We start from the raw sequence: 21,934 nt of genomic DNA, 5'->3' as shown, positions 1-21,934 counted from the left end.
AGACCACGGGCCTGCGGCTGGGATATGTGTTTGAGAAGATGGCAGAGCTGGGGTTTGACCGGCCGGAAGACTTTGCCGCCCTGGAAGAGCTGAGCGATCCGGTTATCTTGGCCCGCCTGGCTGCAAAAGGGGTGGAGCCGCTGCGGCGCGACCAGGCAATTCATGTGGCCCTCTACATGCGGGAGCTAGCCGACTGGATTGAGGAACAACTGCAGGCGCAAGCTCAGCTCAGCCACCTGACCCAACCTCTGCCCAAAGCCAAAGCACCAGAGGTGGGCGTCCGCCAGCCGCTACACCTGCGGTGAGGTTGCCTACAAAGCGCTCTGGTGCCCTCATCCCCAGCCCCTCTCCCAAAGGGAGAGGGGAGATGGGAAGCATAGCAAGGCCGTCGCCCTGCTATCTGCAGCCCAAGATGAGGGGTGTAGAACCGCGCATCCAGGCCCAACTTCCTGCCCACAGGGATCCAGAAGAATTTCCTCGTTCTGTTTGGGAGTTCAGTTGGATTCGTCCACCATCACCACATGGGTGGGGATCTCAGGGGGCAGGAGCTTGCGGCCCGACAAGAAAGCCAGCTCGATCAAGAAGGCAAACCCCCCCACCTCAGCCCCGCTCTGGGCCACCAATTGGGCGGTGGCGGCGGCGGTGCCCCCGCTGGCGATGACATCATCTACGATCACCACTCGGTTGCCGGGGCGCAGGGCGTGGGCATGGAGTTGCAGCTGGTCTTGGCCGTATTCCAGGCTGTAGATTTGGCTGAGCACCGGCGGCGGCAACTTGCCCGGCTTGCGAACCGGGACAAATCCCAAACCCAGATGCTGAGCCAAGGCAGCTCCTAAAATAAAGCCGCGCGACTCGATGCCCACCACATAGTCCAGGGATCCCATGGCAGCGGTGCCGGCGGCCAATTGTTCAATAGCAGCCCGGAAGCCTGCTGGATCCTGCAGCAGGGGTGTCATATCCCGAAAGAGGATCCCGGGTTTGGGAAAATCGGGCACCAAGCGGATGAAGGCGCGCAAATCCATCCTGTTTTCCTCGTTGGCCAGCGGCTTGCAGAAAGCACGCAACCCATCATACCTGCTTAGCTTAAGGGCAGATGGGATCCCTTTTTGTCCGTTCGGCAGCGGGGAAGATTTTTTATAATTGGCAGGGCTAGGAGCCGCGGCTTACCTGGTCTTTCTGTTCCTGACCTCGGAGACTTCTCATGCGCTATTACATGGCCATCGACTCCAATCCCCTGGCAAGTTTGCCGCTGGCTCTGTTTGGGGTGGGCAGTGAGTCGGCTTACGTCGATCTGCTGCAGGACAAGTTAATTGTCCGGGCGGGCAACCTGTTCAACGAAACCTTCTCCCTGAGTGAGTTGGGACAAGGGGAGCGCTTCTCTTGGCCCTGGTTCTACGGCCTGGGCGTGCGTACCGATTTCCAGGGGCTGGTGGGCGCGGTAACCAGCACCCAGGGGGTGGTTGCCATCCCGCTGCTGCAGGAAAAGACCCTCTTCATCCCTCTGCTGGGGCCGCTGGGTCTGCAAGTACCCTGCAAAAAGCTGGTCTTCAGCCTCAAGGATCCAGACACGTTCCTGGCCAACTTCAATCAGGGTCGCCCCGAGGTGAACGCCGGCCCGAAAAATCTGGTGATTGAGTGAGTAAGGGATCCCCCAGACGGCGACGGGTCAAGGGCCTACAGGAGTTGGGGTAGCGCGCCCAGAGGCGACACGGCTTATGCGACGCAAGCCCGGCAAGCCAGGGTCCACCACCACCACACTGCCATCCGGTAAGACCACCAAGCCGGCAGGCTGCTGGAAGCGGGCCGCCGAGGTGGGGCCGTCCTGCCAACCAGGCTCATTCTGTCCGGCCAGGGTGGAAACTTGTCCCCCAGGCTGAAGCCGCCGAATGCGCTGGTTATCTCGGTCGGCCAGCCAGAGGACGCCTGAACTATCGAAGGCCAGCCCGGCGAGAGAGCGAAAACGGGATTCCGCCAGGGGGCCATCGCGGTAGCCCGCCTCTGGATCCGATTGGGTGGTCAGTTGTCCGGCAACAGACAACAGGCGCAGGCGATGCTGATCGGCAATCCAGAGATTCCCTTCCCTGTCCACCGCCAGGGCCGTGGGCTGCAGGAGCTGGGCCCGCTCTGCCGGGCCATCGGCGGATCCCGGCTGGCCGGTGCCGGCAACCGTGGCCACCTCACCTGCAGGGGTGATGCGGCGGATGCGGCGGTCGGCACGGTCGGCCACGTAAACGCTACCATCTGAACCCGAGGCCAGGCCAAAGGGCTCGCGAAACTGCGCCTGGTCACGCTCCCCATCGCGGTAGCCGGCTACACAAGTGCCGGCAAAGGTGGTTACCTGCCGCTGAGGGCTGATGTGGCGTAGGCAGTGGTTGCCGCTGTCGGCCACCCACAATCCCCCTTTGGGATCCCAGAGCAGCCCCTGTGGGGAGTCGAACTCAGCTTGGTCGGCTGCTCCGTCGCGGCGGCCTGCTTGGCCTGTGCCGGCCCAAACTTCCAATTCCCCCTCTGGAGAAAGCCGGAAAATCCGGTGCTGAGCTGGGTCGGCTAAGTAGAGGGAGCCCTCTGGATCCACGGCAATGCCCCCGATCTGCTGTAGGTAGATTCTGGACTCGCTGCCGGTGTTGCCTGACGGATCTGCTGCAGGCGCCGTGCGGCCATCCAACAAGGTTTCCACCACCCAAGCCGACGCTGCCGGAGCAGTGGGAGTGGGGGCGGGAGTCGCCACAGGCCAATCATAGACCAGTGTACCCAGCCCCTGCCCTGCAGCATCGGCAACAGCGACCCAAACGGAGCCGGAAAGAGAAGAAGGCGGCATCACCGCCAGACGGTCACCGCTGCGGGAGCGGATCTCCCCCCTCAGGAGGCGCTCGGGATTGGCGGCTGAAGCAAACAAAACCGTTTCTGCCCGCTCCAGATTTTCTCCCGACAACAGCAGCGGCTGGCCAGGCGCCGGCACCCCCGAGCCCGTGTGCAGCAGCGGCACCCCCACCTCGGAGAGCACCAACATGGCCAGGCGGCGATTGGCCCCGCCAGAGCCCCCAGAGCGGGCAGAAAGGGTCAGGGATCCCTTTCCTTGCGCCAAGGTGGTGGATCCCCGGTAGGCGACGGCGCTGAGCTCCGCTTCGCCGGCGGGCGGGTTGGTAAAGGTGAAGGTGGCCGGTTGCCCTGGGCGCAGGGGCGCGGTGGCGGTCTGGCGATAGCTGCCCAGGGTAATGCTCAAGTCGATCCCTTCCACTCCTGGCCAGGTGGGGGTGCGGGCCAGCCAGCGATCCACCTCTGAAGCCGGGAGCTGGGCCACCAGATCGGATCCCTGTTCCTGGAGCAGCAAAACGATGCGATTGTTGGGCACCGCCAGACCCGCTTGGCGGGCCTGTTCGAGCGTGAGGGCAAAGGCGGAGGGGGTGAGGGGAGTTGGAGTGGAAACCGGCTGCAGGGCAGAAGGGGGAACGACGCTGGGAGACAAATTAGAGGAAGAAAGCTCGCCGCAGGCCGAGAGGGCCAGCACCAGGGCACTCAGCGCCGGCAGAGATAGCGGTGCAGGGGAAACCCGTCGTGGCATGATGCAGCTTATCCTCTCCCCCAAACTGGGAAATGGCGGGAACCCAAACCTCCATATCTGTCTTCCTCAGCGTACGAGCTGGCGAAAACTGCCCAGCACCTTCCCTGCTGCAGGAGCCAGCCCGGCCAATGCCTCAGGCCCTGAACTGCATTTCTATTCATAACCAACTGCCCTCACCCACAGGTGAGTTACACTCCTCACTCTTTACATCCTTACTCAAATCCCCGCCGAAAAGCCAGATGGCAGTTGGGTGCTTGCCAAGTTGTGTCTGCGTTTGTCTGCTCAAGTGTCCAGATCGGGATCCCAGCCTCTTCAAGCAGAAGCATCTGGCAGGGTGAGCGACGGTCGTTAGACTTATAGCTCTGGGATCGGCCAGTCCCGCGGATAAATCAAATAGACAGTACCCCCGGAGTGTGCCAACCACAAAGACTCTAGCTGGTCGCGGCGGTAGGTGCGGCGAACTTCTTCGTTGGTCTTGGCCGCCGGATCGTGGAGGATGGGATCCCCTTGGCTATCGAACCCCACCAGCACCGCCAGATGGCCGTTGCTGCGGGGGAGCGGCGCCCCCTCCAGCTCTCCCTCACCCCAGGCATAGCTGAGGATTACTGGCACCCCTGCTGCGATCCAGGCTTCTGCCTGGGCCAGGCTCTGCAGCCGTGCCACCAGGCCGGCCAAACCTCGCTCGGCGGCATGGGCCACATTGAAGGCCCAGTTGCCGTGGCCTCGGTAAACCCGGTCGTATACCCCAGCCACCGCGGCGCGCACCAACGGCTCACAGGGGCGGGGATCCCGCTGCCAGTAGGCCATCACCATGGCCAAAGCGGTGGGGCTGCACCAAGCTGCTCCCCCGTCGGGGTACACCATCTGGGAACACAAGGGCAGATCCAAGACCTGGCCCCAGCGGCTGGGATCCCCAGGGGAGAGGTGGCTGGGCTGGGCCGGCTGGTTGGAAAAGGCAACCGCCACCTGATCCACCAGGGGAGAGCGGCCCGCCTCTTGTGTGAATAGGCGCACCCTGACCTGAAAAGCCTCTGCCCCGTTGTGGGTATCCTTGAGCACCAACAAATCCGTGTTTAGGTTGCCGTCCTCATCTGCCTGCCCGCGCACGGAGTGGCTGGCCAGGGTGGCCGGATCGGCGGCCCACACCCCAGCGTGGTACCACTTCGTCCAGCGCCCCGCAAGCTTGGCCCGGATCCCCACTTCCAACCAGGTGCCGGGGGGCGTGGTGGCATTCCAGGAGACGATCGCCTCCACCAGAGGAAAGCTGGCGGGAACTTCCGGGCTGACGGCTTCTCCCACCCAATAGCTGCCGGGGGGATAAAAAGGCCGGCCCTGAAACGCCGACTCAGGTGCTTCAGAGCTGACTGCTTGCCGCCAGCCCTCTGGATCCAAGAACAATTGCCCTTGGGGGTTCAGCCGGATCCCGCGGGCTGACCAGTCCTGAAAACCTTGGGGGGCCTGCCAGCGCTGCAATCCGGTGCGATAGGTGGAGTGGGTCTGGGTTTGCATCAGCAAGAGTCCTGGAGAAATTGGAGCCGGCTGGGCCAACGCGGGCAGGAGCAGTACAGCCGCGCTGACCAGCCCAAACAGCCCTTGCCAACCGCTCTGGCCTTCTGCAACCCGCATGGTCGGCTTGCCCCCATTAAAAGCCGGACACAATGACTCTGCAAAAGGGCATTTAGTAGCGGCGCTCTCTTACCCAGAGGCCAATCAACGCTGCCTTGCCCCAGGGATCCACTTTCACTTCTGCCCGCGTGGCTTCGGGATAACGCCGAATATCCTCTTCCAGGACATCTCCCACCGCTTCGGGAATAAAAAATTCTTCGATGCCAAACTTGAGCCGCCACCCGTCAAACCGGCCTCGCAGCACTTTCTCTTCAGGCTTCACGTCTTTGGGCATGTCCCGGCTGACACCGATGGCTTGCCAAGGTTGAGTTGGATCCCCGCCGGAGGGAGCTAAGCGCAGATACAGGATCCCTGGTCTGTCCAATTCAGATGACCAACCCGGCAGTTGTTCCAGGGTGGAGCGGCGATCGACGACGTAACCCAAGGTCACGTACCGGCCCCGCAAGAGGTCATAGGGATCCAGAGGGGCCGTTTGCAAGTAGATCGTAGTTCCGGTGGCGAGGGTCAGCGCCTGCCGAGCCGGTATCAGCAGAACAATGCCCAGTTGCAGCAGCAGGGCCAGCCAAAACCGCCATTGGGGCAGGGATCCCTTCTTAAAAAGATTCGACATAGCCAGAGGGAGCGACTTCTCTCTTATGGCACAGGTTTGTCGACCTCGGACAAAAGCGGGTAGAAGTGTCCCACCGGCCCCTGCCCCGCGCCAATGGCCAAGGGATGCCGCAGCGCTTCTGTTACATAGGCTTTGGCCGCCAGCGTAGCCGCCAAGGGATCCTTGCCCCAGGCCAGTTGCGCCGCAATGGCCGCCGAGAGGGTACAACCGGTGCCGTGGGTATGGCGGGTGGGGATCCGCTCCGTTTTCAGCACTTCCAGCCGCTCGCCATCGAACCACACATCCACCCCCTGCAACTCCCCCGGCATGCCCCCACCTTTGACCAGCACCGCCCCACAGCCCAAATTGCGGATCCGCCGGGCCGCCGCCTCCATATCTGCCAGCGACTGCAGCTCCAGCCCTGCCAAAATCTGGGCCTCGTAGCGGTTGGGGGTCAGCACCTGAGCCAAGGGGATCAGCCGCTCGCAGATGGCCTGAATGGCCTCATCGGCCAATAACTTAGCTCCCGTGCGAGACACCATCACCGGATCCACCACCAGCGGCCGCAACGCCCAGCGCTCCACCTGCCGGGCCACCTCCCCCACGATCTCGGCGTTGAGCAACATGCCGGTTTTGATCCCTTGCACCCCGATGTCCTGCACCACCGCCTCAATCTGGGCAGCCACTGCCTCCGGCGGCAGGGGATCCACCCGGGTAACCCCCAGGGTATTCTGGGCGGTCACGCAGGTCAGAGCGGAAGTGCCGTGTACGCGCTGGAAGGCAAAGGTACGCAGATCTGCTTGAATGCCCGCTCCGCCACCGCTGTCGGATCCAGCGATGGTGAGGGCGACAGGGGGATGCTGCTCGGCCAACATTGGAGCCGGAGTTGGTTCAGATGTGGGGACAGACATTGGCCAAACGACAAAAACTGCCGAGGGTACCGATAGTCATTTCCATCAATCGATATCGATCATCTTTTCAACGTAGCAGTGAAACTGTTGGTTCCCGATAGTCTGAGACCGCTGAGGTATTGGGAAAACGCTTCCAGACGCCCGTCAAGAAGCCAACCATAGTCATTTCAAATATCAAATGGGTTCGTCACGTCGTTATTGCTACGCAACGCTGTCACGAACCCGCCGCTCTAACTCCCCTCTCCCTCTGGGAGAGGGGTTGGGGGTGAGGGAGTGTCTGAATCGGGTTTGAAATAGCCATAGGAGTGGGCTGTTCTAGCCTAGATCTGGAGAGCCATCCGCGGTGGTAGCCACCACCTCCACCCAAGCCCTCTCCCCCTCCACCGCCGTCAGGCTCCAGCGCAGTAGGGAGGCTGGCCGCCCCAACTCCTCGGCCACTTGCTGGAGAAGGGATCCCTCCAGTTGAGAAGCAGAAACCGGCCAACTCAGGGGCAAAGACAGGCGGAGAAAATGCAGCTTCACAGGCTGTCGAAAACCATCCCACAATAAACTGGCGTAGAAGCAGGCGTGGGATCCGGCACGGCTAGGAGCCAAATTGTAAACGGTAAACCTCTTCCTCTTGATCGGTCTCCACCTCCAGATCAGAGGTAGGGTAAGCTACGCACAGCAGGACAAAGCCCTGAGCCCTGAGTTCCGGCCCGATCCCCATTGCATCCACCTGGGTCACGGATCCCGACTTCAGCCGCCCTGCACAGGTGGTGCAAACTCCCGCCTGACAAGAGGAAGGTAGCTCCAGGCCGTGCTCCAGAGCCGCCTGTAAAACCGTCTGATCCGCCGCGGCGGGGAAGCGGTAGGTCTGGCCCCGGTGATGGACAGTTACTTGATAAACCATAGCCGCCATTAGGAACCCACCCGCGAAGGAGTGCGGGCCACCGTCAGCGACTGCGGCTGGCGCATTTTCTTCACCTGAGCCTCGATCCTTTTGACCCCCTCCGCCTCCAGGTCGGCGATGTAGTGACTCTTATGCGCCTCTGCCTCTCTCTCGCTGGCAAAGGGGCCGTAGTAGTAGGTGCAGTCGTCGGTGGTGATCTCGATCCAAACCGATAAGCCAAGCAGCCTATCCAACAGACTGGTTAAAGAGTTGCTCACGGGATCCATCCCCCCCTATTCACAAGTGCCAAAGATCGTTCGGGATCTTTGGCAATCATCAACTAGATTCTACTGCTTTTGTTGACGATTTGTTGAGAAATGTTTCGACCTCGGCGCGTTTGAGCTGGTGGGGGGAGCGCTGCCGGTGAATCTCATAGAGGGCGATGCCCGCTGCCACCGAAGCATTCAAACTTTCCGTGCGGCCCGCCAAGGGGATCGACAGCAGTTGATCGCAGTGGCGCTGGGTGAGCAGGCTGATCCCTTCCCCTTCCGATCCCACCACCAAGGCGATGGGACGGCGAAAATCGGCGCCGTAGACGGGGGGAGCCCCTTGGCTGGTGGTGCCGTAGACCCAAAACCCCTGCTCTTTAAGATATTCTAGAGCGCGATTCAAGTTCACCACCCGCGCCACCGGCAAGGTGGAGAGGGCTCCTGCCGCCACCTTCATCACCGTCGCGGTTACCCCTGCCGCCCGCCGTTGGGGGATCACCATCCCCTGCATACCAAACGCTTCCACGCTGCGGGCGATAGCCCCCAGGTTGTGGGGATCTTGGATCCCGTCTAGCACCACCAGCACCGGATGGGGGCCGGCCTGACGGCTTTTTTCCACCAAATCCTCCAGATCCATGTACTGATAAGGCGTGGCCTGGGCGGCGATACCCTGGTGATTGGCACCAGCCGTGAGGGCGTTCAGCCGTTGTGGAGATACCTCATCGATAACGGTGCCCCGCCCTTTGGCTGCTTCCAGCAGAGAGAAAAAGGGCGGGCTGTAGCGCAACTTTGGCAGGATCCAAACTCGGTTGAGGGTAGCTTGACTTCTCAGAGCAGCCAGTACCGTCTGGCGGCCGTAGATAATCTCTTGCTCCAACTCGGCCTGAGGCTGGGCTTCTTCCGGCAAGACCCCTGTCCCGTCAATGGGAAGGCCGGGATCCAGTTTGCCTGTCAATTGAGAATCCACCTGGCCTTGAGGCGACTGCCGTTGTGCGTTGCGGCGGGGAGCCTCTTGAGTGACAAGCTTGGGCCCCCCATCTCGGCGTTTGGGCCACTGTCCCCGCTTGCCGACGGATTGCCCTGCTCCTCGCCGTTGCAGTTTGCCCGAGCGAGACAGCCGTAGAGCAGGTTTGCGCTGAGAAGGCTTGGGCATGGGCGTGGAAGAGGTAAAGACGAAAGACTATCCTAGCCTTCCTCCTCGCCCAGGGTCTCAGCCAAAACATCGGTGAGGGCGAGGACATGGCGAAGTCGTTCGGGATTGACCAGGTAGAGATAGCCCAGAACGGTTTCCAGGCCGCTGGCGTTTTGGTAATCGGCCAGAGGCAGATGCCGGGGTGGGCGACCGCAGCCATTGCGACCCCAGCGGACGATCTCCTGCTCTTCGGGGTTGAGATGGGGCAACAGCGCCAACAACAACTTGGCCTGTGCCGAGCCGCGCACCCGCCTCACCACCTGCTGGTGATAGCGCTCCAGCCGATCCGGCGGAAACAACCGTTGCCGCCGCACATGCAGTTCATAAATGGCATCTCCCAAGTAGGCCAAGGCTGCGGGCGATAGGCGACGGATTTCGGCCAAAGATCTTTCAGCAGTGGGGTCGGACAGCAGATCGCTCACAACAGCTTACAACAACTATTCGTTGAAAAAATATCCAGAACCGCTGCTGTCGGCTCATGACAAATTCAAGACTCAATCCGGGCCGATCCAGTCCATGCTAGGGCAAGTTTCCGCCATGCTGCCAGTCTCCCTGTCGCCCTGAACCCCCGCTTCTGTAAGTGATTTGGATCACGAAGCTGGGGAAGAAAAAGCGCTGGTTATGGTCATTGCAAAGGGTATGAAACAGCCTGTCCGTTGATCTCCAGCTCCCCTCTCCCCTTGTGAGAGAGGCAAAGTGTCTTAATCGTGCTTAGAACAACCATGACAAACCAAGCGGTACCGGCAAGGGTCTGACGCTATGAGCCTTGACAAGCAAGTGACTCCCTCCCTCAAGAAGAGCCAAATCCAGGAAGCAGTGGGCGAGCTGGCCGGCGATCAACGCGAAAAGCTGGAAAGTAAAGCCGAACTGGCCGAAGCTGCTGCTCAACAGACGGCTGAAGAGTCCCTCAAAGACGTCGCAGATGAGGGGATGGACTAGAGAGGAAACCGCTTAGCCGAAATTGGGGAATAACAGATCTCCGTTGAGCAAAAGCAGATAGGCGACAATCGCCCCGCCCATCCCCCCTATCAAAAAGCCGGCCGCCAATTCGCTCCAAGACTGGGATCCCCCGTTGCGCTGCGAGGAGACAGTGCCGTAGAGAGAGAGGGCTGCCGTCAGGATTAAGATCAGGCCACAGGCTCCCAGAAAGCCGCTCAGCAGACCGATGGACTCGTTGCGCAGCGGCCCCAGCTTGGTAAAGGGGCCGACCAGCCAATAGCCGTGGGCCATGCCGATTTCCAAGCCCCGCCAAATGGAGCTCAATCCCGGTCGGTTGATGGGCAACCAGTCTATCAACAGACGGACAACAGACGCGTGGTTGATCGGCGTCCAGAGATCGCCAATCTGCGGATCTCCTTCGGGGACGGTGACGTATCCCCTATTCATATTCAACGGAGCGGGATCGGCATTGGGTTCGACCATTTCAGCAACTCTGTGTCCGGTTCAAAAGAGATGGAAAAAAGCTCAAAAAAGCAGGGATCCCGCCGGGCACGGGTCGTGGCGGGGATCCCCTGCTTCCACTCAGAACGTCAAAATGTCCGGGAAGAAGCGATTGATCTCGATAAACAGGGCAAAAACGAAGCTGGAAAACAGGATAAAGGCCACCGGAGCAGTGGTGAGAAACTTGGTGAAATCAGCCATAGATGCCTCTCAAGAGTTGAACAGATAATGAACCGATAATCGAGTTAAGGAAGGCCGGGCTGAGGTTCCTCAGCGGGGCGAGATGGGCACAGCAGCTTCTGGCTCCTGAATTTCGCCGCTGGCAATTTCCTTCAAAGCAGCCGCGGGCCAAACCAGAGCCGTGAGGAAACAGCGCAGCGCCAGCGCTACATCGATTAGGCTTTCTTTCATCTCCGGGCTCTCCTCATCTCGAACTGCAATCAGGTAGGAGCGTCCGGCCCAGCCCAACCAACCGGCAATGTAGAGGAAAAGCAGGCCGGGGATGAGAAACTCGCCCGCATGATTCAATCGACCATCTGTAACCAAGTGGGGCAGGCCCTCTTCGCCGCAGAGCAGCTTGCTGTAGCGTTCAAAGCGCTTCTCAGTTTGGGCCAGCTTTTGCTGGTAGAGAGGAGCCAGGTCAGGGCTGGCGTTGAGGATCTTCTCTTCGAGGCTGCTCAGGCGTTCGTTCATCAGGGCCTGAAAAGCGGGAACTTCGCTGCAAGGCTTCAGACCGATCAAGGGTTCTGCCTGCACAGATTGGGCAAGGCCAAGCGCGATGCAGAGGGCCAAAAGGAAACTCAAAAGGGTTCGCATAGCAGGATGTGTCCTTGAGCTAGGGGTCTAGGATCTGTCTAAATGTGCAGGAATGCTAAGTGCAGAAACAGGCACTAAACGGTTAGTATCATACTCCCGAGCGCCTCACCTCGACGGATCCCGAGTTTTAGCTCACACAATTCTTAAGGATCCTGAAGCGTTCCCACCCCTTTTCCCCCACTTGCTCTCCCATGGCCCGCGTCCTCGCCATCGAAACCAGTTGTGATGAAACGGCTGTGGCTGTGGTGGAGGCAGATGCGGCCTGGCCGGGGTTTGCCCCGCGGCAGCTCAGCTCTGTGGTGGCCAGCCAGATTGACCTTCATGCGGCCTATGGGGGCGTGGTGCCGGAGGTGGCCTCCCGCCGCCACGTGGAAACTCTGCCCTTTGTGCTGGAGTCCGCGCTGCACCAGGCCGGGCTGGGCGTGGCCGAGGTGGATGCTGTTGCCGTCACCTGTGCGCCGGGCCTGGTGGGATCCCTGCTGGTGGGGCTGATGGGGGCCAAGACCTTGGCCCTGCTCTACAACAAACCTTTGATCGGGGTGCACCATCTGGAGGGCCACCTGTTCAGCGGCTTTTTGACCGAGCCCGACTTGCGTCCCCCTTGTCTCTGCCTTTTGGTTTCAGGGGGCCACACCAGCTTGATCTGGATGAAGGACTATGGGGAGTACCAGACGATGGGCCGCACCCGTGACGATGCTGCCGGCGAAGCCTTTGACAAGGTGGCGCGGCTGTTGGGGCTGGGCTATCCGGGCGGGCCGCCGATCGACCGCTGGGCGCAACAAGGGGATCCCAACCGCTTCCCCCTGCCCGCGGGCAAGCTGGATCACCCCTACGACACCAGCTTCAGCGGCCTTAAGACGGCGGTGCTGCGCCTGGTGCAACAGTTGCAGCAGGAAGGCCGGGAACTGCCCGTGGCCGATATTGCTGCCAGCTTCCAGGCCTGCCTCACCCGCGTGCTGACCGAAAAAGCGGTGGCCTGTGCCGAGGCGCTGGGCCTCTCAACCCTGCTGGTTACAGGGGGGGTGGCCGCCAACCGGGAGCTGCGAGCTCGCCTGCTGGAAGCGGGCCGACCCAAGGGCCTGCGGGTGATCATCCCGCCTGTTGCCCTCTGTACCGACAACGCCGCCATGATCGGGGCAGCCGGCCTCTGCCACTGGCTGCGGGGAGAGATCTCACCCCTGGATCTGGGCGTAGCTTCGCGCCTGCCCCTGGAAGAGATCCCTGCCCTCTACGGCAAGGGGGGCAGAGATTACCGCGAGGTGCTAACGGGTTCTGCCGTTGCCCTCTGACGTTGCCGCACCTCGAGGTAGATGAGCAGGGCGTTGATGTCGGCGGGGTTGACGCCGCCAATGCGAGCGGCCTGGCCCACCGTCAGGGGTCGGACGGCCGCCAGTTTCTCCCGCGACTCTTTGGAGAGGGTGGGGATGGAGTGGTAGTCCAGATCGGGGGGCAGGGGGCGGTGGTACTGCTTGCTCACCTGCTCAATTTGGTTCTGCTGCCGCTGGATGTAGCCGCTGTATTTGACGGCAATTTCTGCTGCCTCCTGCTCAAAGGGATCCAGCTCCTCATTGCCCAAGCCCAGCTCCAGCAGGTCGGCGTAGTGGATCGGGTTGCGGCGCAGGATCTCGGCCAGCGTGGCGGATCCTTTGATCCCCTGGCCGGTCAATTGGCTGAGGTGGATCCCGGCGGGGTCGTGGGCCTTAACCCGCTGGGTTTCCAGGCGCTCGATCTCGGCGGCAATGCGGGCTTGCTTGGCCTGGAAAAGAGACCAGCGGCGGTCGTCGATGAGGCCCCATTCCCGCCCCAGGGGGGTGAGGCGTTGGTCGGCATTGTCGGCGCGCAGGATAAGACGGTATTCGGAGCGGCTGGTGAGCATGCGGTAGGGCTCCCGCAGCTCTTTGGTGCAGAGGTCGTCGATGAGGGTGCCGATGTAGCTGGACTCGCGCGGCAGCGTCACCAGCGGCTTGCCCTGCACCAGGCGGGCGGCATTGATCCCGGCTATGAGCCCCTGGGCTGCCGCCTCCTCGTAGCCGGTGGTGCCGTTAATTTGGCCGGCGCAGAACAGCCCCTGCACTTTTTTGGTCATTAGGGTGGGGTAGAGCTGGGTAGCCGGCAGATAGTCGTATTCCACGGCGTAGGCAGGCCGCAGCATCACGCACCGCTCCAGGCCAGGCAAGGAGCGCAACATCTGGATCTGGATTTTCTCCGGCATCCCCGTCGAGAACCCCTGGATGTAGAGCTCCGGCAGATCCCGCCCTTCCGGCTCGATGAAAATTTGATGGCTTTCCTTGTCGGCGAAACGGACGATCTTGTCTTCGATGCTGGGGCAGTAGCGGGGCCCCTTAGCCTCCACCCAACCGCCGTAGACCGGGGTCTCGTGGAGATTTTCGCGGATGATGCGATGGGTCTCCGGCGTGGTGCGGGTGAGGTAGCAGTCCATCTGCTCCCGCGGCACCCACACCTCCGGGTCGAAGCTAAACCAGCGCACGTCGGGATCCCCTGGTTGCCGCTCCATCACGGAAAAATCGACGCTGCGGCGATCCACACGGGCAGGGGTGCCGGTTTTCAGCCGGCCCGTCTCAAAGCCCAGTTGGCGCAGGGTGTCGGTCAGGCCTTCGACGGCAAATTCCCCCGCCCTACCGGCAGGTTGCCAGTGGCGGCCAATCCAGATGCGCCCCCCCAGAAAGGTGCCCGTGGTCAAGATCACCGCCCCACAGCCGAGGACACTGCCAAAGTGGGTAACCACGCCCACCACCTCATCGTTGCGCCCCAGCACCAGGTCGGTGACGGTGCCCTCGCGAAGGGTCAGGTTGGGTTGGTTTTCCACCACCGAGCGCATCACCCGCGCGTACTCGCGTTTGTCGGTTTGCGCCCGCAAGGCCCACACCGCCGGCCCCCGCGAGCGGTTGAGCACCCGCTTTTGCAAATAGGTGCGGTCGGTAACCTTGCCCATCTCGCCGCCAAGGGCGTCGATTTCGTGCACCAGTTGCGACTTGGCCGGGCCGCCCACGGCGGGGTTACAGGGCTGCCAGGCAATCTTGTCCAGGTTCAACGTCAGCATCAAGGTATTGCAGCCCAAGCGTGCTGCCGCCAAGGCCGCTTCACAGCCGGAATGCCCCCCACCCACCACGATCACGTCGTAGTGGTCGAGAAAATCCACGTTGTCTCGTCCAACTTTGAGCATCGGATTGCCCCTTGCTGGCTACCGGGATCCCCTATCCCAATTGGGTTGTTACAGCTTGTTTCTCCAGTCTAGCGATGGATAGAGGGCTATCCCCACATCTCGGCAAGAGGAAAAGGCTCCTTGGCCAGACCCCCACCAGTTTGCCGCCCCGAGGTTGCCCAAACCGGCCAGGATCCCGCTCTCCCCAGTCGAATCTAATCCAGACTATTTTAGTCGGGTTTGGTTGACGGGATAGATCGGGGGTGATAAGATGGCCCCCGACGATGGGTAAACAAGATCCAGCCCTTTCTCCTGCCTGAGGCTCCCTATGACGCAAACCCTTTCCCAACGCCCGCTCGTGCCTGCCGCTGCCCCGGCGGCTCCTGCCCTGCGCAACCCCCAGGTGGGCTTCAGCCGCTTGCGCTGCCGCGAATGTGGGGCTGAGTACGAGCCGGTGGCTAAGCACGTGTGCGACCTGTGTTTTGGCCCCCTGGAAGTGGTCTACGACTACGACTGGCTCAAGGGCGCCGTCAGCCGGCAGAGCATCCAGGCCGGGCCGCTGTCCATCTGGCGCTATCGGCCTTTTCTGCCGGTGGTTTCGGAGCGGCCCATCGATGTGGGCACCGGCATGACGCCTCTGGTGAAGGCGGAGCGGCTGGGCCGGCGGTTGGGGTTGAAAAACCTCTACATCAAAAATGACGCCGTCAACATGCCCACCCTCAGCTTTAAGGATCGGGTGGTGTCGGTGGCCCTGACCCGCGCCAAGGAGCTGGGTTTTACCACCGTTTCCTGCGCCAGCACGGGCAACTTGGCCAACTCCACCGCCGCCATCGCCGCCCACGCCGGCCTGGACTGCACCATCTTCATCCCGGCGGACTTAGAAGCGGGTAAGGTGCTGGGATCCCTCATCTACAACCCCATCGTCATGGCGGTGGAGGGCAACTACGACCAGGTCAATCGCCTCTGCGCCGAGGTGGCCGATCGCTACGGCTGGGGCTTTGTCAACATCAACCTGCGCCCCTACTACGCAGAAGGCTCGAAAACCCTGGCTTACGAAGTGGTGGAGCAACTGGGGTGGCAACTGCCGGATCAGGTGGTGATCCCGCTGGCGTCCGGATCCCTGTACACCAAGATTTACAAAGGTTTCCAGGAGTTTGTGAAGGTGGGGCTGGTGGCGGAGAAGCCGGTTACCTTCCACGGCGCCCAGGCCCAGGGCTGTGCACCCATTGCCCAGGCCTTTCGCGAAGGACGGGATTTTGTTACTCCTGTTAAGCCCAATACCATCGCCAAGTCGATTGCCATCGGCAACCCTGCCGACGGCATCTACGCCCTGGAGATCGCCCGCAAGACCGGCGGCCAGATCGCGACGGCCACGGATCCCGAGATCATCGCTGGCATCAAGCTCCTGGCCGAGACCGAGGGCATCTTCACCGAGACCGCCGGCGGCACCACCATCGCCGTGCTCAAACACCTGGCCGAAGCCGGCCAGCTCGATCCTGAGGCGGTTACGGTTGCCTATATTACCGGCAACGGCTTGAAGACCCAGGAGGCAGTACAGGCGCAGGTGGGCCATCCGCTGCTGATCTCGCCCAAGCTGGAGAGCTTTGAACAGGCGTTGGAGCGGGCCCGCACCCTGGAGCGGCTGGACTGGCAAGAGGCCTCGGTTTGAAGCGAGGGGGATCCCCCTGGGCTCTTAACGGAGTCTTAATGAAGAACTGTTACGATCCCTGGTACAGGCCCACTTGCTCAGGAGCTTTGCACCATGCCTATCTTTCGTTCTGTCCGTCACTTTGCGCGTCGCTGCCTGCCGGTGGCGGTAGCGGTGTTGACCCCTCTTGCTTGGGTTCCCACGGCTCGGCCCCAGGGGCTGAACACCATTGCCGTTGAGCTGGAAACTTTGCCCAGCAGCTACTCGACGTTGGCGGCGGCTTTGCGGGCGGCGGGGCTGAACACGGCGTTGGCGGGGCCGGGGCCATTTACGATCTTTGCCCCTTCCAATGTAGCTTTTGGCCAACTGCCGCCGGGCACCGTAGAGACGTTGTTGCAGCCGGCCAACCGGGATCAGCTCACCCGCATCCTCACCTATCATGTGGTGCCGGGGCGGATTACCTCCTTTGACCTGCGGCCCGGCCAATCGACTACTCTGACCACCTTGGCAGGGCTGCCGCTGCGGGTGCAGGTGGGATCCGATGGCAGCATCCGGGTCAACGGGGCCAACGTGAACCTGGCGGATATTCCGGTCTCGAACGGGGTGATTCACGGCATTGACGGGGTGCTGCTACCCTAGTCTTCTAATGTTGGTCGATGGACGAAGCATTGGCTTATGGCGGTCAAGGTGTTGATTCCCACCACGCTGCGGGCACTCACCCGGGATCAGGAGGTGGTGAATTGCGAGGGATCCACAGTTCGGGAGTTGCTGGAGGCCTTGGAGCAGAGCTATCCGGGCATCAAGGCGCGGCTGTGCGACGAGAAGGGGGAATTGCGCCGCTTTGTCAATTTTTATGTCAACAGCGAAGATATTCGTTTCCTCAACGGCTCCGACACCCCTCTTCAGGATGGGGATGAGGTGAGCATCGTCCCTGCTGTTGCCGGGGGCTGAGGCCTGCCGAGCCTGCCGTGGATCCCAGGGATTGGTTAAGCCAGCCGGCGCCGCTGGTGGCGCCTGCTTTGCTGGGCATGGTGCTGGTGCGGCAATTTGCCGATGGGCTGCAGGTGCGGGCCCAGATCGTGGAAACGGAAGCCTACACCGCCGGAGATCCGGCTTGCCACGCCTATCGCCGCAAGACCCGGCGCAATCAGGTGATGTTCGGGCCGCCGGGCCATCTCTACGTCTATCGCATCTACGGCCTCTACCACTGCTTGAACATCGTCACCGACGCGGAAGGGATCCCCTCGGCAGTTTTGATCCGGGCAGCCCAGTTGGATTGCCTGCCGGAGTGGATCCCGGCCAGTAAGCGCTCGAAGCCTGCACGGGTGGCGTCAGGGCCGGGCCTGCTCTGTCAGGCGTTGCGCATCGACGGATCCCACAACGGCTGGCGGCTGGAGCGGGCGGAAGCCGGCCAGGAAGGCATTTGGCTAGAGGGATCCCCCGCTTGGGAAGCACAGTTGCCCATCGTCCAGACCACCCGCATTGGCATTACCCATGGGGCCGAGCTCCCCTGGCGCTGGTACATTAAGGATCATCCGACGGTGTCGCGCTATTAGGTCACGCTTTCATTGGCGAATCTCTTCTATCCAACCGGTTTTGCAACCACGTCTGAATATCCCGCAGGCTCTCCGGAGCAACTTCATGGCCCATCTCGTACTCGCGATAGGTGAAGTTCAGCGGCAACGGGGCGAAATAGTCCCGGATCTGGCGGCCAAAAGCAATCGGCAAAACGGCATCGGCAGTGCCATGAACCGCCAAGATGGCCAGGTGTTTCATCCGCTCCGGCTCCACCGCCTCGGCCAGGATCTCTGGAGATAGGCGCCCACTCATCGCCACCACCCCTGCCAGCTTCTCCGGCTGGGTCAGAGCCAAATACAGGCTCATGATCGCCCCCTGGCTAAACCCCAGCAAATACACCTGGCCTGGATCCAAAGCAAGATTAGAAAGATCCGGGAGCCCATCCGGCAACACCTGCTCCAGAAAGCGGCTCAGGAGCTGGAGGCTATCGCGTGCCTGCTGCGGATCCCCCACCAGCCCTTCCGGCGTCCAGGCCATTTCAAACCAGGCAAACCCGCCTACACCCCAAGCAATGGGGGCTCTCAAGCTGATCACCGCAAACCGGGGATCCAGATAGGGAGCCAACTGGAACAAGTCCCCCTCGTGGCTGCCGATCCCGTGCAGCATCACCAACACAGGTGCGGATCCCAGGCCGGCTTGGCGGGGGGGCTGAAAGCGGTAGGCGAGGGGCAAAGGGGGAGACACACAGACATCCTCCCGACGGGGAAACTATGCCCAATCCTGGGGGTGCCGCAGAACCTGGTAGAGCTTGGCTTCCCAGGTGCCCGGCTGCGGCTCGTAGCCGTATTCCCAGCGCACCAACGGCGGCAGCGACATCAGGATCGACTCGGTGCGGCCTTGGGTCTGGAGCCCGAAGATCGTGCCCCGGTCGTAGACCAGGTTAAACTCCACATAGCGCCCGCGCCGATAGAGCTGGAATTGTCGCTCCTGCTCCCCCCATTCCATTCCCTGGCGCCGCTCCACAATGGGCACATAGGCCGGCAAAAAGGCCTCACCACAGGCTTGCACCAGCTCAAAAAGATGCTCCCAACTGCGGCATCCCACCCGCACTTGCAGCGGTGGCGGTTCAGTCGCAAGCTGGTCGGGATCCCCTTCTGCCTGACCCTCAGGACGGTAAAGGAGGCCGGGGCGCTCATCCTGATAGTCGAAGAAAATGCCGCCAACGCCGCGGGCCTCACCCCGGTGGGGCAGGAAAAAGTAGCGGTCGCACCAGATCTTGAAAGCCGGGTAGTAGGCGGGATCCAAGCGGTCACAGGCCGCCTTGATGGTGCGGTGAAAATGGGCCGCATCCTCCTCAAACAGGTAATAGGGGGTGAGATCCATGCCGCCCCCAAACCACCAAACCGGCCCCGCCTCGAAATAGCGATAGTTCAGGTGAACCGTCGGCACGTAAGGGTTACGGGGGTGCAGCACCATGGAAGTGCCGGTGGCATAGAAAGAATGCCCTGCCGCTTCTGGGCGCTGTTTCAGAATCGAGGGGGGCAGATGGGATCCGAACACCTCGGAAAAATTGACCCCCCCCTGCTCAAATACGTCTCCCTGCTGGATGACCCGCGAGCGCCCACCCCCTCCGCCAGGGCGTTCCCAACGGTCTTCGCGAAACTTGGCTTTGCCATCCAGGGCTTCCAGACGGGCACAGATGTCATCCTGTAGGCGCTGCATGAACCGGCTCACCTGTTGGCGGGCGTCCACCGGCAGCGCTGTCGGGCTTGAGGCCAGCATCATCGTCTTCCTATCTCTCGCAACTTGCCAAAAACATCCCCAGTCCCAACAAACCCTCTCAAGCTGGGGCAGCCGAACCCAAGAGCTCTGACCGCCCCTGGACGGTACAGTGCGCAGCTTAGGTCCAGGCCATTCTGGGATCTTACGTGGGAACCGCCTCGTAGGGACGGAGCCGCGCCCATTTGTTCCGTTCCTCGCGAAAGCTCTGGCAGCCCACCACATCCCATTCCATCTCCGTGCCGCCGTTGCGGATATTGACATTGATCTGGGGGCCTTGCGGCTCAAAATCCGGCGTCAGGGTGAGGTGGGGCTGCTGATGCTGCGCTTCCACGGCATGGTAGGTGGTGCAGCGGTCTACGTAGTAGCAGTGAATACAAATACACATGGTTGCTGCCTGCAAGAGACGGTTCCCGATCTCGAGAGTAGCATCCGGCCCTTTTCTAGACAGGGGATCCCCTCTTTCTCAGCCGGCTCTTGAGATATTTCTTAGCAAACAGAGGCATCTCCTCGTCTCTCATCTAGAATCTCGACATACTTCTCAGGCTGAGGCTGGATCTGCCTCTAGGATCGAACTATCCAGGCTATCCCAAGGAATTGCCATGAACACCCACACCCGCTACCGCTTCACCTGCACCCTCTCCTTTGGAGATATTTACGGCCAGATCATCATTTGGTTGATTGTCATCTTTGCCAGCCTGGGCGCTGCCCTCTCCCTGATGAATAGCCCCCTCTATGCCTTTCTCACCATCGCCCTGATTTTGGTCATTTCCCTGCCTTTTTTGCTCTTCGCCTTTGTGACCACCCTGCTCAACCACATCGAGTTTGTGGCCGTTCCCCCTGAGGCAGAGGAAGAGCGAGCTGTGGCAGCCAAGTCGCGGATGGCCGTCGGCTAGCAGCCAGTGGGCCCCTTCCGGCGCTAAGGATGCCGCAGGTTGGCCAGCCGTTTCGGTGGCCAGCGGGGCTTTCTGCTTAATACTTGTTTAAACTCCGTCAGATTTTGTCTATAATTGAGTCGGCAGGCCTGACAGCTTTTTCCACCTTCAGGAGAGTTCTGCAGCCAAGCAGGATCCTAATCTATGCAAGGGATGGATCTACCTTGGCTGAGGGAGATGACGTGGTAAGAAGCTGTACCGTTTGACCTCTTGGCTGGTCTTGCTGCCTTGCTTGCAGAGGCGAGCCGGCTGAGGATGGCTTAGGAGAGGGCTGCAAGTCAGTTCAGGAAGATGGGTGTGCTGTAGTGACGAAGGTGATGGACAATAGCTTGGCGCAGCTCGACTACCGAGTGTACAGGTTGGCGCGGCTGTTGAGCGAGTATTTGAATTTGGGGGAATTGATTGCCCTGTCTGTTGGCTCTCTGCAGGAGGGGCGTTCTCGCAATGGAGATTAGGCTGGGCCTGATCTACCCGGGCGCTGGCGTCGGCAAGCGGGATCCCGTAGCCTAGGTAATTTGTCCTCCGTTACAGCCCCTATGCGGATCCCTTCCTGGTGGCCGAAGCTCAGTTTTCAGGTCTGGCTGATCTTCATCGGTCGGCTGCTTTCCCAAACCGGAACCGGCTTTACCCTGTTTTATGCCACCCTCTTTTTTGTCAATCGGGTAGGGCTGACCGCCACCCAAGTGGGCTTGGGGCTGGGCGTTATGGCTTTTGCCGGGGTGTTTGGCCGCATCCTGGGCGGCTCGATGGCCGATGGTTCTTGGGGGCGCCGCTCCACGTTGATCCTCTCGCTGTCTATTTCTGCCGTGGGATCCTTTGGGTTTGCGCTCTCCTACGAGTTCTGGAGTTTTGCCTTGGCCAACGTGGCGGCAGGTTTGGGGCAAGGGTTATACTGGCCGCCTGCAGAAGCGATTGTAGCGGATCTAACCACGCGCGAGCAGCGCAACGAAGCCTACGCTCTCAACCGCCTGGGGGATAGCCTGGGTCTCAGCCTTGGGGTGGCTATGGCCAGCACGCTGGTGGCTCTGACGGGGGCCTATCGGCTCTTGTTTGTAATCGATGGTGTTACTTTTCTAATCTTTTTGGCGGTGCTCTGGTTTTTCATCCGGGAAACCCGGGCCACCTGTTCGGCGACAGAGCCTGTGTTAGCAGGTTGGAAAACCGCCCTTGGGGATCGCTCTCTCTTGGTGTTTGGCCTGTCGAATATCCTGTTCACCACTTACATCGCTCAGCTCAGCAGCAGCATGCCCCTCTACTTCCGCAATCGGGTAGGGATCCCAGAGGTGCAAATCGGCATTCTGTTTGCCTTACATGGGGCTCTGATTGCTCTGCTGCAGATGCCGGTGGCCCGTTGGCTAAACCGCCGCACGCGCGTCCAAGGGTTGCAGGGATCCGCCCTAATGTGGGGGGTGGGATTTCTCCTGGTTTGGCTCAGCGGCCTGGCGGCAGGGCTGGGAACCGGGCCGGCTTTGGGGGTGGCGGCCTTGGCTCTGGTGGTGCTCTCGTTGGCGTTGGTGAGCTATAACCCCTCGGCCTCTGCTTTGGTGGCGGATTTGGCGCCGGATCACTTGCGGGGGGTGTATCTGTCGGTCAACTCCCTCTGTTGGGCGGCAGG

27 protein-coding genes and 1 pseudogene are annotated in these 21,934 nt (G+C 61.2%); 11 read left to right on the top strand and 17 right to left on the bottom strand.

Translation table 11 applies throughout. The features are described 5' to 3' along the window. Nucleotides 1-305, top strand: a pseudogene (locus tag NW857_RS06765) (hypothetical protein); the annotation flags it as partial. A 189-nt stretch (nt 306-494) separates the two neighbouring features. Here NW857_RS06765 and NW857_RS06760 read toward each other — a convergent pair. Further along, nucleotides 495-1,022 carry an adenine phosphoribosyltransferase gene (locus tag NW857_RS06760; protein ID WP_414338447.1) on the bottom strand — a complete coding sequence of 176 codons (528 nt, stop codon included), beginning with the start codon at nt 1,020-1,022 and terminating at the stop codon, nt 495-497. Nucleotides 1,023-1,201: 179 nt separating this feature from the next. On the opposite strand from NW857_RS06760, the gene NW857_RS06755 reads away from it, so the two are divergent. Further along, on the top strand, nt 1,202-1,639 hold the full coding sequence (locus tag NW857_RS06755; RefSeq protein ID WP_414332969.1) for a hypothetical protein: 438 nt from the start codon (nt 1,202-1,204) through the stop codon (nt 1,637-1,639). A gap of 27 nt (nt 1,640-1,666) precedes the next feature. Here the strand turns inward: NW857_RS06755 and NW857_RS06750 are convergent, their stop codons facing one another. From NW857_RS06750 to NW857_RS06710, 9 genes are all read right to left on the bottom strand, one after another. Continuing rightward, a complete protein-coding gene (locus NW857_RS06750; RefSeq protein WP_414368408.1) occupies nt 1,667-3,562 on the bottom strand; it encodes a hypothetical protein in 1,896 nt (631 codons plus the stop codon). 354 nt (nt 3,563-3,916) lie between these two features. After that, nucleotides 3,917-5,071, bottom strand: coding sequence for a peptidase C39 family protein (locus NW857_RS06745; RefSeq protein ID WP_414368406.1), 1,155 nt, complete (start codon nt 5,069-5,071; stop codon nt 3,917-3,919). Nucleotides 5,072-5,240: 169 nt separating this feature from the next. Further along, nucleotides 5,241-5,798, bottom strand: coding sequence for a GDYXXLXY domain-containing protein (locus tag NW857_RS06740; protein WP_414332972.1), 558 nt, complete (start codon nt 5,796-5,798; stop codon nt 5,241-5,243). Between the two features lie 23 nt (nt 5,799-5,821). Beyond that, nucleotides 5,822-6,652, bottom strand: coding sequence for a bifunctional hydroxymethylpyrimidine kinase/phosphomethylpyrimidine kinase (thiD, locus tag NW857_RS06735; protein ID WP_414332974.1), 831 nt, complete (start codon nt 6,650-6,652; stop codon nt 5,822-5,824). Nucleotides 6,653-7,003: 351 nt separating this feature from the next. Continuing rightward, nucleotides 7,004-7,210, bottom strand: coding sequence for a hypothetical protein (locus tag NW857_RS06730; RefSeq protein WP_414332976.1), 207 nt, complete (start codon nt 7,208-7,210; stop codon nt 7,004-7,006). Nucleotides 7,211-7,271: 61 nt separating this feature from the next. After that, on the bottom strand, nt 7,272-7,589 hold the full coding sequence (locus NW857_RS06725) for a 2Fe-2S iron-sulfur cluster-binding protein (protein ID WP_414332977.1): 318 nt from the start codon (nt 7,587-7,589) through the stop codon (nt 7,272-7,274). Next, nucleotides 7,589-7,846, bottom strand: a complete 258-nt coding sequence (locus tag NW857_RS06720) for a DUF1816 domain-containing protein (protein ID WP_414332979.1) — start codon at nt 7,844-7,846, stop codon at nt 7,589-7,591. Before NW857_RS06720 ends, NW857_RS06725 begins: the two co-directional genes overlap by 1 nt. Before the next feature lie 49 nt (nt 7,847-7,895). Further along, nucleotides 7,896-8,783 (bottom strand): 23S rRNA (guanosine(2251)-2'-O)-methyltransferase RlmB, encoded by an 888-nt coding sequence (rlmB, locus tag NW857_RS06715; protein ID WP_414368405.1) that lies wholly within the window; start codon nt 8,781-8,783, stop codon nt 7,896-7,898. 230 nt (nt 8,784-9,013) lie between these two features. Continuing rightward, nucleotides 9,014-9,403, bottom strand: coding sequence for a ribonuclease III domain-containing protein (locus tag NW857_RS06710; RefSeq protein ID WP_414332983.1), 390 nt, complete (start codon nt 9,401-9,403; stop codon nt 9,014-9,016). Nucleotides 9,404-9,779: 376 nt separating this feature from the next. Here NW857_RS06710 and NW857_RS06705 point away from each other — a divergent pair, with 376 nt between their 5' ends. Beyond that, entirely contained in the window at nt 9,780-9,959 is a 180-nt protein-coding gene (locus NW857_RS06705) for a hypothetical protein (protein ID WP_414338463.1), read from the top strand. Nucleotides 9,960-9,971: 12 nt separating this feature from the next. Here NW857_RS06705 and NW857_RS06700 read toward each other — a convergent pair whose 3' ends face one another. From NW857_RS06700 to NW857_RS06690, 3 genes are all read right to left on the bottom strand, one after another. Beyond that, nucleotides 9,972-10,442 (bottom strand): photosystem I reaction center protein subunit XI, encoded by a 471-nt coding sequence (locus NW857_RS06700; RefSeq protein WP_414332986.1) that lies wholly within the window; start codon nt 10,440-10,442, stop codon nt 9,972-9,974. Between the two features lie 99 nt (nt 10,443-10,541). Next, entirely contained in the window at nt 10,542-10,661 is a 120-nt protein-coding gene (locus NW857_RS06695) for a photosystem I reaction center subunit IX (RefSeq protein WP_011434365.1), read from the bottom strand. Nucleotides 10,662-10,730: 69 nt separating this feature from the next. Then, entirely contained in the window at nt 10,731-11,276 is a 546-nt protein-coding gene (locus NW857_RS06690) for a Photosystem I reaction center subunit III (RefSeq protein WP_414332988.1), read from the bottom strand. 191 nt (nt 11,277-11,467) lie between these two features. Here NW857_RS06690 and tsaD point away from each other — a divergent pair, with 191 nt between their 5' ends. Continuing rightward, entirely contained in the window at nt 11,468-12,565 is a 1,098-nt protein-coding gene (tsaD, locus tag NW857_RS06685) for a tRNA (adenosine(37)-N6)-threonylcarbamoyltransferase complex transferase subunit TsaD (protein ID WP_414332990.1), read from the top strand. On the opposite strand, the gene mnmG is transcribed toward tsaD, so the two are convergent. Then, a complete protein-coding gene (gene mnmG, locus NW857_RS06680; RefSeq protein ID WP_414332992.1) occupies nt 12,526-14,460 on the bottom strand; it encodes a tRNA uridine-5-carboxymethylaminomethyl(34) synthesis enzyme MnmG in 1,935 nt (644 codons plus the stop codon). The two genes, tsaD and mnmG, sit on opposite strands and share 40 nt — an antisense overlap. Before the next feature lie 307 nt (nt 14,461-14,767). Here mnmG and thrC point away from each other — a divergent pair, with 307 nt between their 5' ends. The 4 genes from thrC (at nt 14,768) to NW857_RS06660 (ending at nt 17,643) form a co-directional block, all read left to right on the top strand. After that, entirely contained in the window at nt 14,768-16,108 is a 1,341-nt protein-coding gene (thrC, locus tag NW857_RS06675) for a threonine synthase (protein WP_414368403.1), read from the top strand. Nucleotides 16,109-16,201: 93 nt separating this feature from the next. Continuing rightward, nucleotides 16,202-16,726, top strand: coding sequence for a fasciclin domain-containing protein (locus NW857_RS06670; protein ID WP_414368402.1), 525 nt, complete (start codon nt 16,202-16,204; stop codon nt 16,724-16,726). A gap of 36 nt (nt 16,727-16,762) precedes the next feature. After that, the gene (locus NW857_RS06665) at nt 16,763-17,038 is read left to right on the top strand and encodes a ubiquitin-like small modifier protein 1 (protein ID WP_414332997.1); all 276 of its coding nucleotides are present in this window, start codon (nt 16,763-16,765) and stop codon (nt 17,036-17,038) included. A 17-nt stretch (nt 17,039-17,055) separates the two neighbouring features. Further along, nucleotides 17,056-17,643 carry a DNA-3-methyladenine glycosylase gene (locus NW857_RS06660; RefSeq protein ID WP_414332999.1) on the top strand — a complete coding sequence of 196 codons (588 nt, stop codon included), beginning with the start codon at nt 17,056-17,058 and terminating at the stop codon, nt 17,641-17,643. Nucleotide 17,644: 1 nt separating this feature from the next. Here the strand turns inward: NW857_RS06660 and NW857_RS06655 are convergent, their stop codons facing one another. From NW857_RS06655 to NW857_RS06645, 3 genes are all read right to left on the bottom strand, one after another. After that, complete coding sequence (locus NW857_RS06655; RefSeq protein ID WP_414333000.1) at nt 17,645-18,349, bottom strand: alpha/beta hydrolase; 705 nt, start codon at nt 18,347-18,349, stop codon at nt 17,645-17,647. A 24-nt stretch (nt 18,350-18,373) separates the two neighbouring features. Continuing rightward, on the bottom strand, nt 18,374-19,387 hold the full coding sequence (hemF, locus tag NW857_RS06650) for an oxygen-dependent coproporphyrinogen oxidase (RefSeq protein WP_414333037.1): 1,014 nt from the start codon (nt 19,385-19,387) through the stop codon (nt 18,374-18,376). Between the two features lie 142 nt (nt 19,388-19,529). Then, nucleotides 19,530-19,772: a Ycf34 family protein gene (locus NW857_RS06645; protein WP_011434378.1), complete on the bottom strand. Its 243-nt coding sequence runs from the start codon at nt 19,770-19,772 to the stop codon at nt 19,530-19,532. A 214-nt stretch (nt 19,773-19,986) separates the two neighbouring features. Between NW857_RS06645 and NW857_RS06640 the strand changes: the two genes are divergently transcribed. From NW857_RS06640 to NW857_RS06630, 3 genes are all read left to right on the top strand, one after another. Further along, nucleotides 19,987-20,280 carry a hypothetical protein gene (locus NW857_RS06640; protein WP_414333001.1) on the top strand — a complete coding sequence of 98 codons (294 nt, stop codon included), beginning with the start codon at nt 19,987-19,989 and terminating at the stop codon, nt 20,278-20,280. Between the two features lie 356 nt (nt 20,281-20,636). Next, nucleotides 20,637-20,774 (top strand): hypothetical protein, encoded by a 138-nt coding sequence (locus tag NW857_RS06635; RefSeq protein WP_414338475.1) that lies wholly within the window; start codon nt 20,637-20,639, stop codon nt 20,772-20,774. Nucleotides 20,775-20,855: 81 nt separating this feature from the next. Beyond that, nucleotides 20,856-21,934, top strand: a 1,079-nt coding sequence (locus NW857_RS06630; RefSeq protein ID WP_414368400.1) for an MFS transporter, incomplete at its 3' end; no start/stop codon positions are given.

The organism is Synechococcus sp. H55.9 (assembly GCF_047462355.1).
Taxonomy (GTDB): Bacteria; Cyanobacteriota; Cyanobacteriia; order Thermostichales; family Thermostichaceae; genus Thermostichus.
The sequence above is the reverse complement of the archived record's forward strand: the minus strand, read 5'-3'. Positions and strand labels throughout refer to the sequence as shown.

Excerpts from the sequence above, each read along its gene's own strand:
- mnmG (WP_414332992.1), bottom strand. The coding sequence starts at position 14,460 with ATGCTCAAAGTTGGACGAGACAACGTGGATTTTCTCGACCACTACGAC.
- hemF (WP_414333037.1), bottom strand. The coding sequence starts at position 19,387 with ATGCTGGCCTCAAGCCCGACAGCGCTGCCGGTGGACGCCCGCCAACAG.
- NW857_RS06760 (WP_414338447.1), bottom strand. The coding sequence starts at position 1,022 with ATGGATTTGCGCGCCTTCATCCGCTTGGTGCCCGATTTTCCCAAACCC.
- NW857_RS06745 (WP_414368406.1), bottom strand. The coding sequence starts at position 5,071 with ATGCAAACCCAGACCCACTCCACCTATCGCACCGGATTGCAGCGCTGG.
- NW857_RS06665 (WP_414332997.1), top strand. The coding sequence starts at position 16,763 with ATGGCGGTCAAGGTGTTGATTCCCACCACGCTGCGGGCACTCACCCGG.
- NW857_RS06750 (WP_414368408.1), bottom strand. The coding sequence starts at position 3,562 with ATGCCACGACGGGTTTCCCCTGCACCGCTATCTCTGCCGGCGCTGAGT.
- NW857_RS06635 (WP_414338475.1), top strand. The coding sequence starts at position 20,637 with ATGGACAATAGCTTGGCGCAGCTCGACTACCGAGTGTACAGGTTGGCG.
- NW857_RS06645 (WP_011434378.1), bottom strand. The coding sequence starts at position 19,772 with ATGTGTATTTGTATTCACTGCTACTACGTAGACCGCTGCACCACCTAC.
- thiD (WP_414332974.1), bottom strand. The coding sequence starts at position 6,652 with ATGTTGGCCGAGCAGCATCCCCCTGTCGCCCTCACCATCGCTGGATCC.
- tsaD (WP_414332990.1), top strand. The coding sequence starts at position 11,468 with ATGGCCCGCGTCCTCGCCATCGAAACCAGTTGTGATGAAACGGCTGTG.
- NW857_RS06700 (WP_414332986.1), bottom strand. The coding sequence starts at position 10,442 with ATGGTCGAACCCAATGCCGATCCCGCTCCGTTGAATATGAATAGGGGA.
- NW857_RS06670 (WP_414368402.1), top strand. The coding sequence starts at position 16,202 with ATGCCTATCTTTCGTTCTGTCCGTCACTTTGCGCGTCGCTGCCTGCCG.
- NW857_RS06740 (WP_414332972.1), bottom strand. The coding sequence starts at position 5,798 with ATGTCGAATCTTTTTAAGAAGGGATCCCTGCCCCAATGGCGGTTTTGG.
- NW857_RS06690 (WP_414332988.1), bottom strand. The coding sequence starts at position 11,276 with ATGCGAACCCTTTTGAGTTTCCTTTTGGCCCTCTGCATCGCGCTTGGC.
- thrC (WP_414368403.1), top strand. The coding sequence starts at position 14,768 with ATGACGCAAACCCTTTCCCAACGCCCGCTCGTGCCTGCCGCTGCCCCG.
- NW857_RS06695 (WP_011434365.1), bottom strand. The coding sequence starts at position 10,661 with ATGGCTGATTTCACCAAGTTTCTCACCACTGCTCCGGTGGCCTTTATC.
- NW857_RS06705 (WP_414338463.1), top strand. The coding sequence starts at position 9,780 with ATGAGCCTTGACAAGCAAGTGACTCCCTCCCTCAAGAAGAGCCAAATC.
- NW857_RS06640 (WP_414333001.1), top strand. The coding sequence starts at position 19,987 with ATGAACACCCACACCCGCTACCGCTTCACCTGCACCCTCTCCTTTGGA.
- NW857_RS06755 (WP_414332969.1), top strand. The coding sequence starts at position 1,202 with ATGCGCTATTACATGGCCATCGACTCCAATCCCCTGGCAAGTTTGCCG.
- NW857_RS06720 (WP_414332979.1), bottom strand. The coding sequence starts at position 7,846 with ATGGATCCCGTGAGCAACTCTTTAACCAGTCTGTTGGATAGGCTGCTT.
- NW857_RS06725 (WP_414332977.1), bottom strand. The coding sequence starts at position 7,589 with ATGGCGGCTATGGTTTATCAAGTAACTGTCCATCACCGGGGCCAGACC.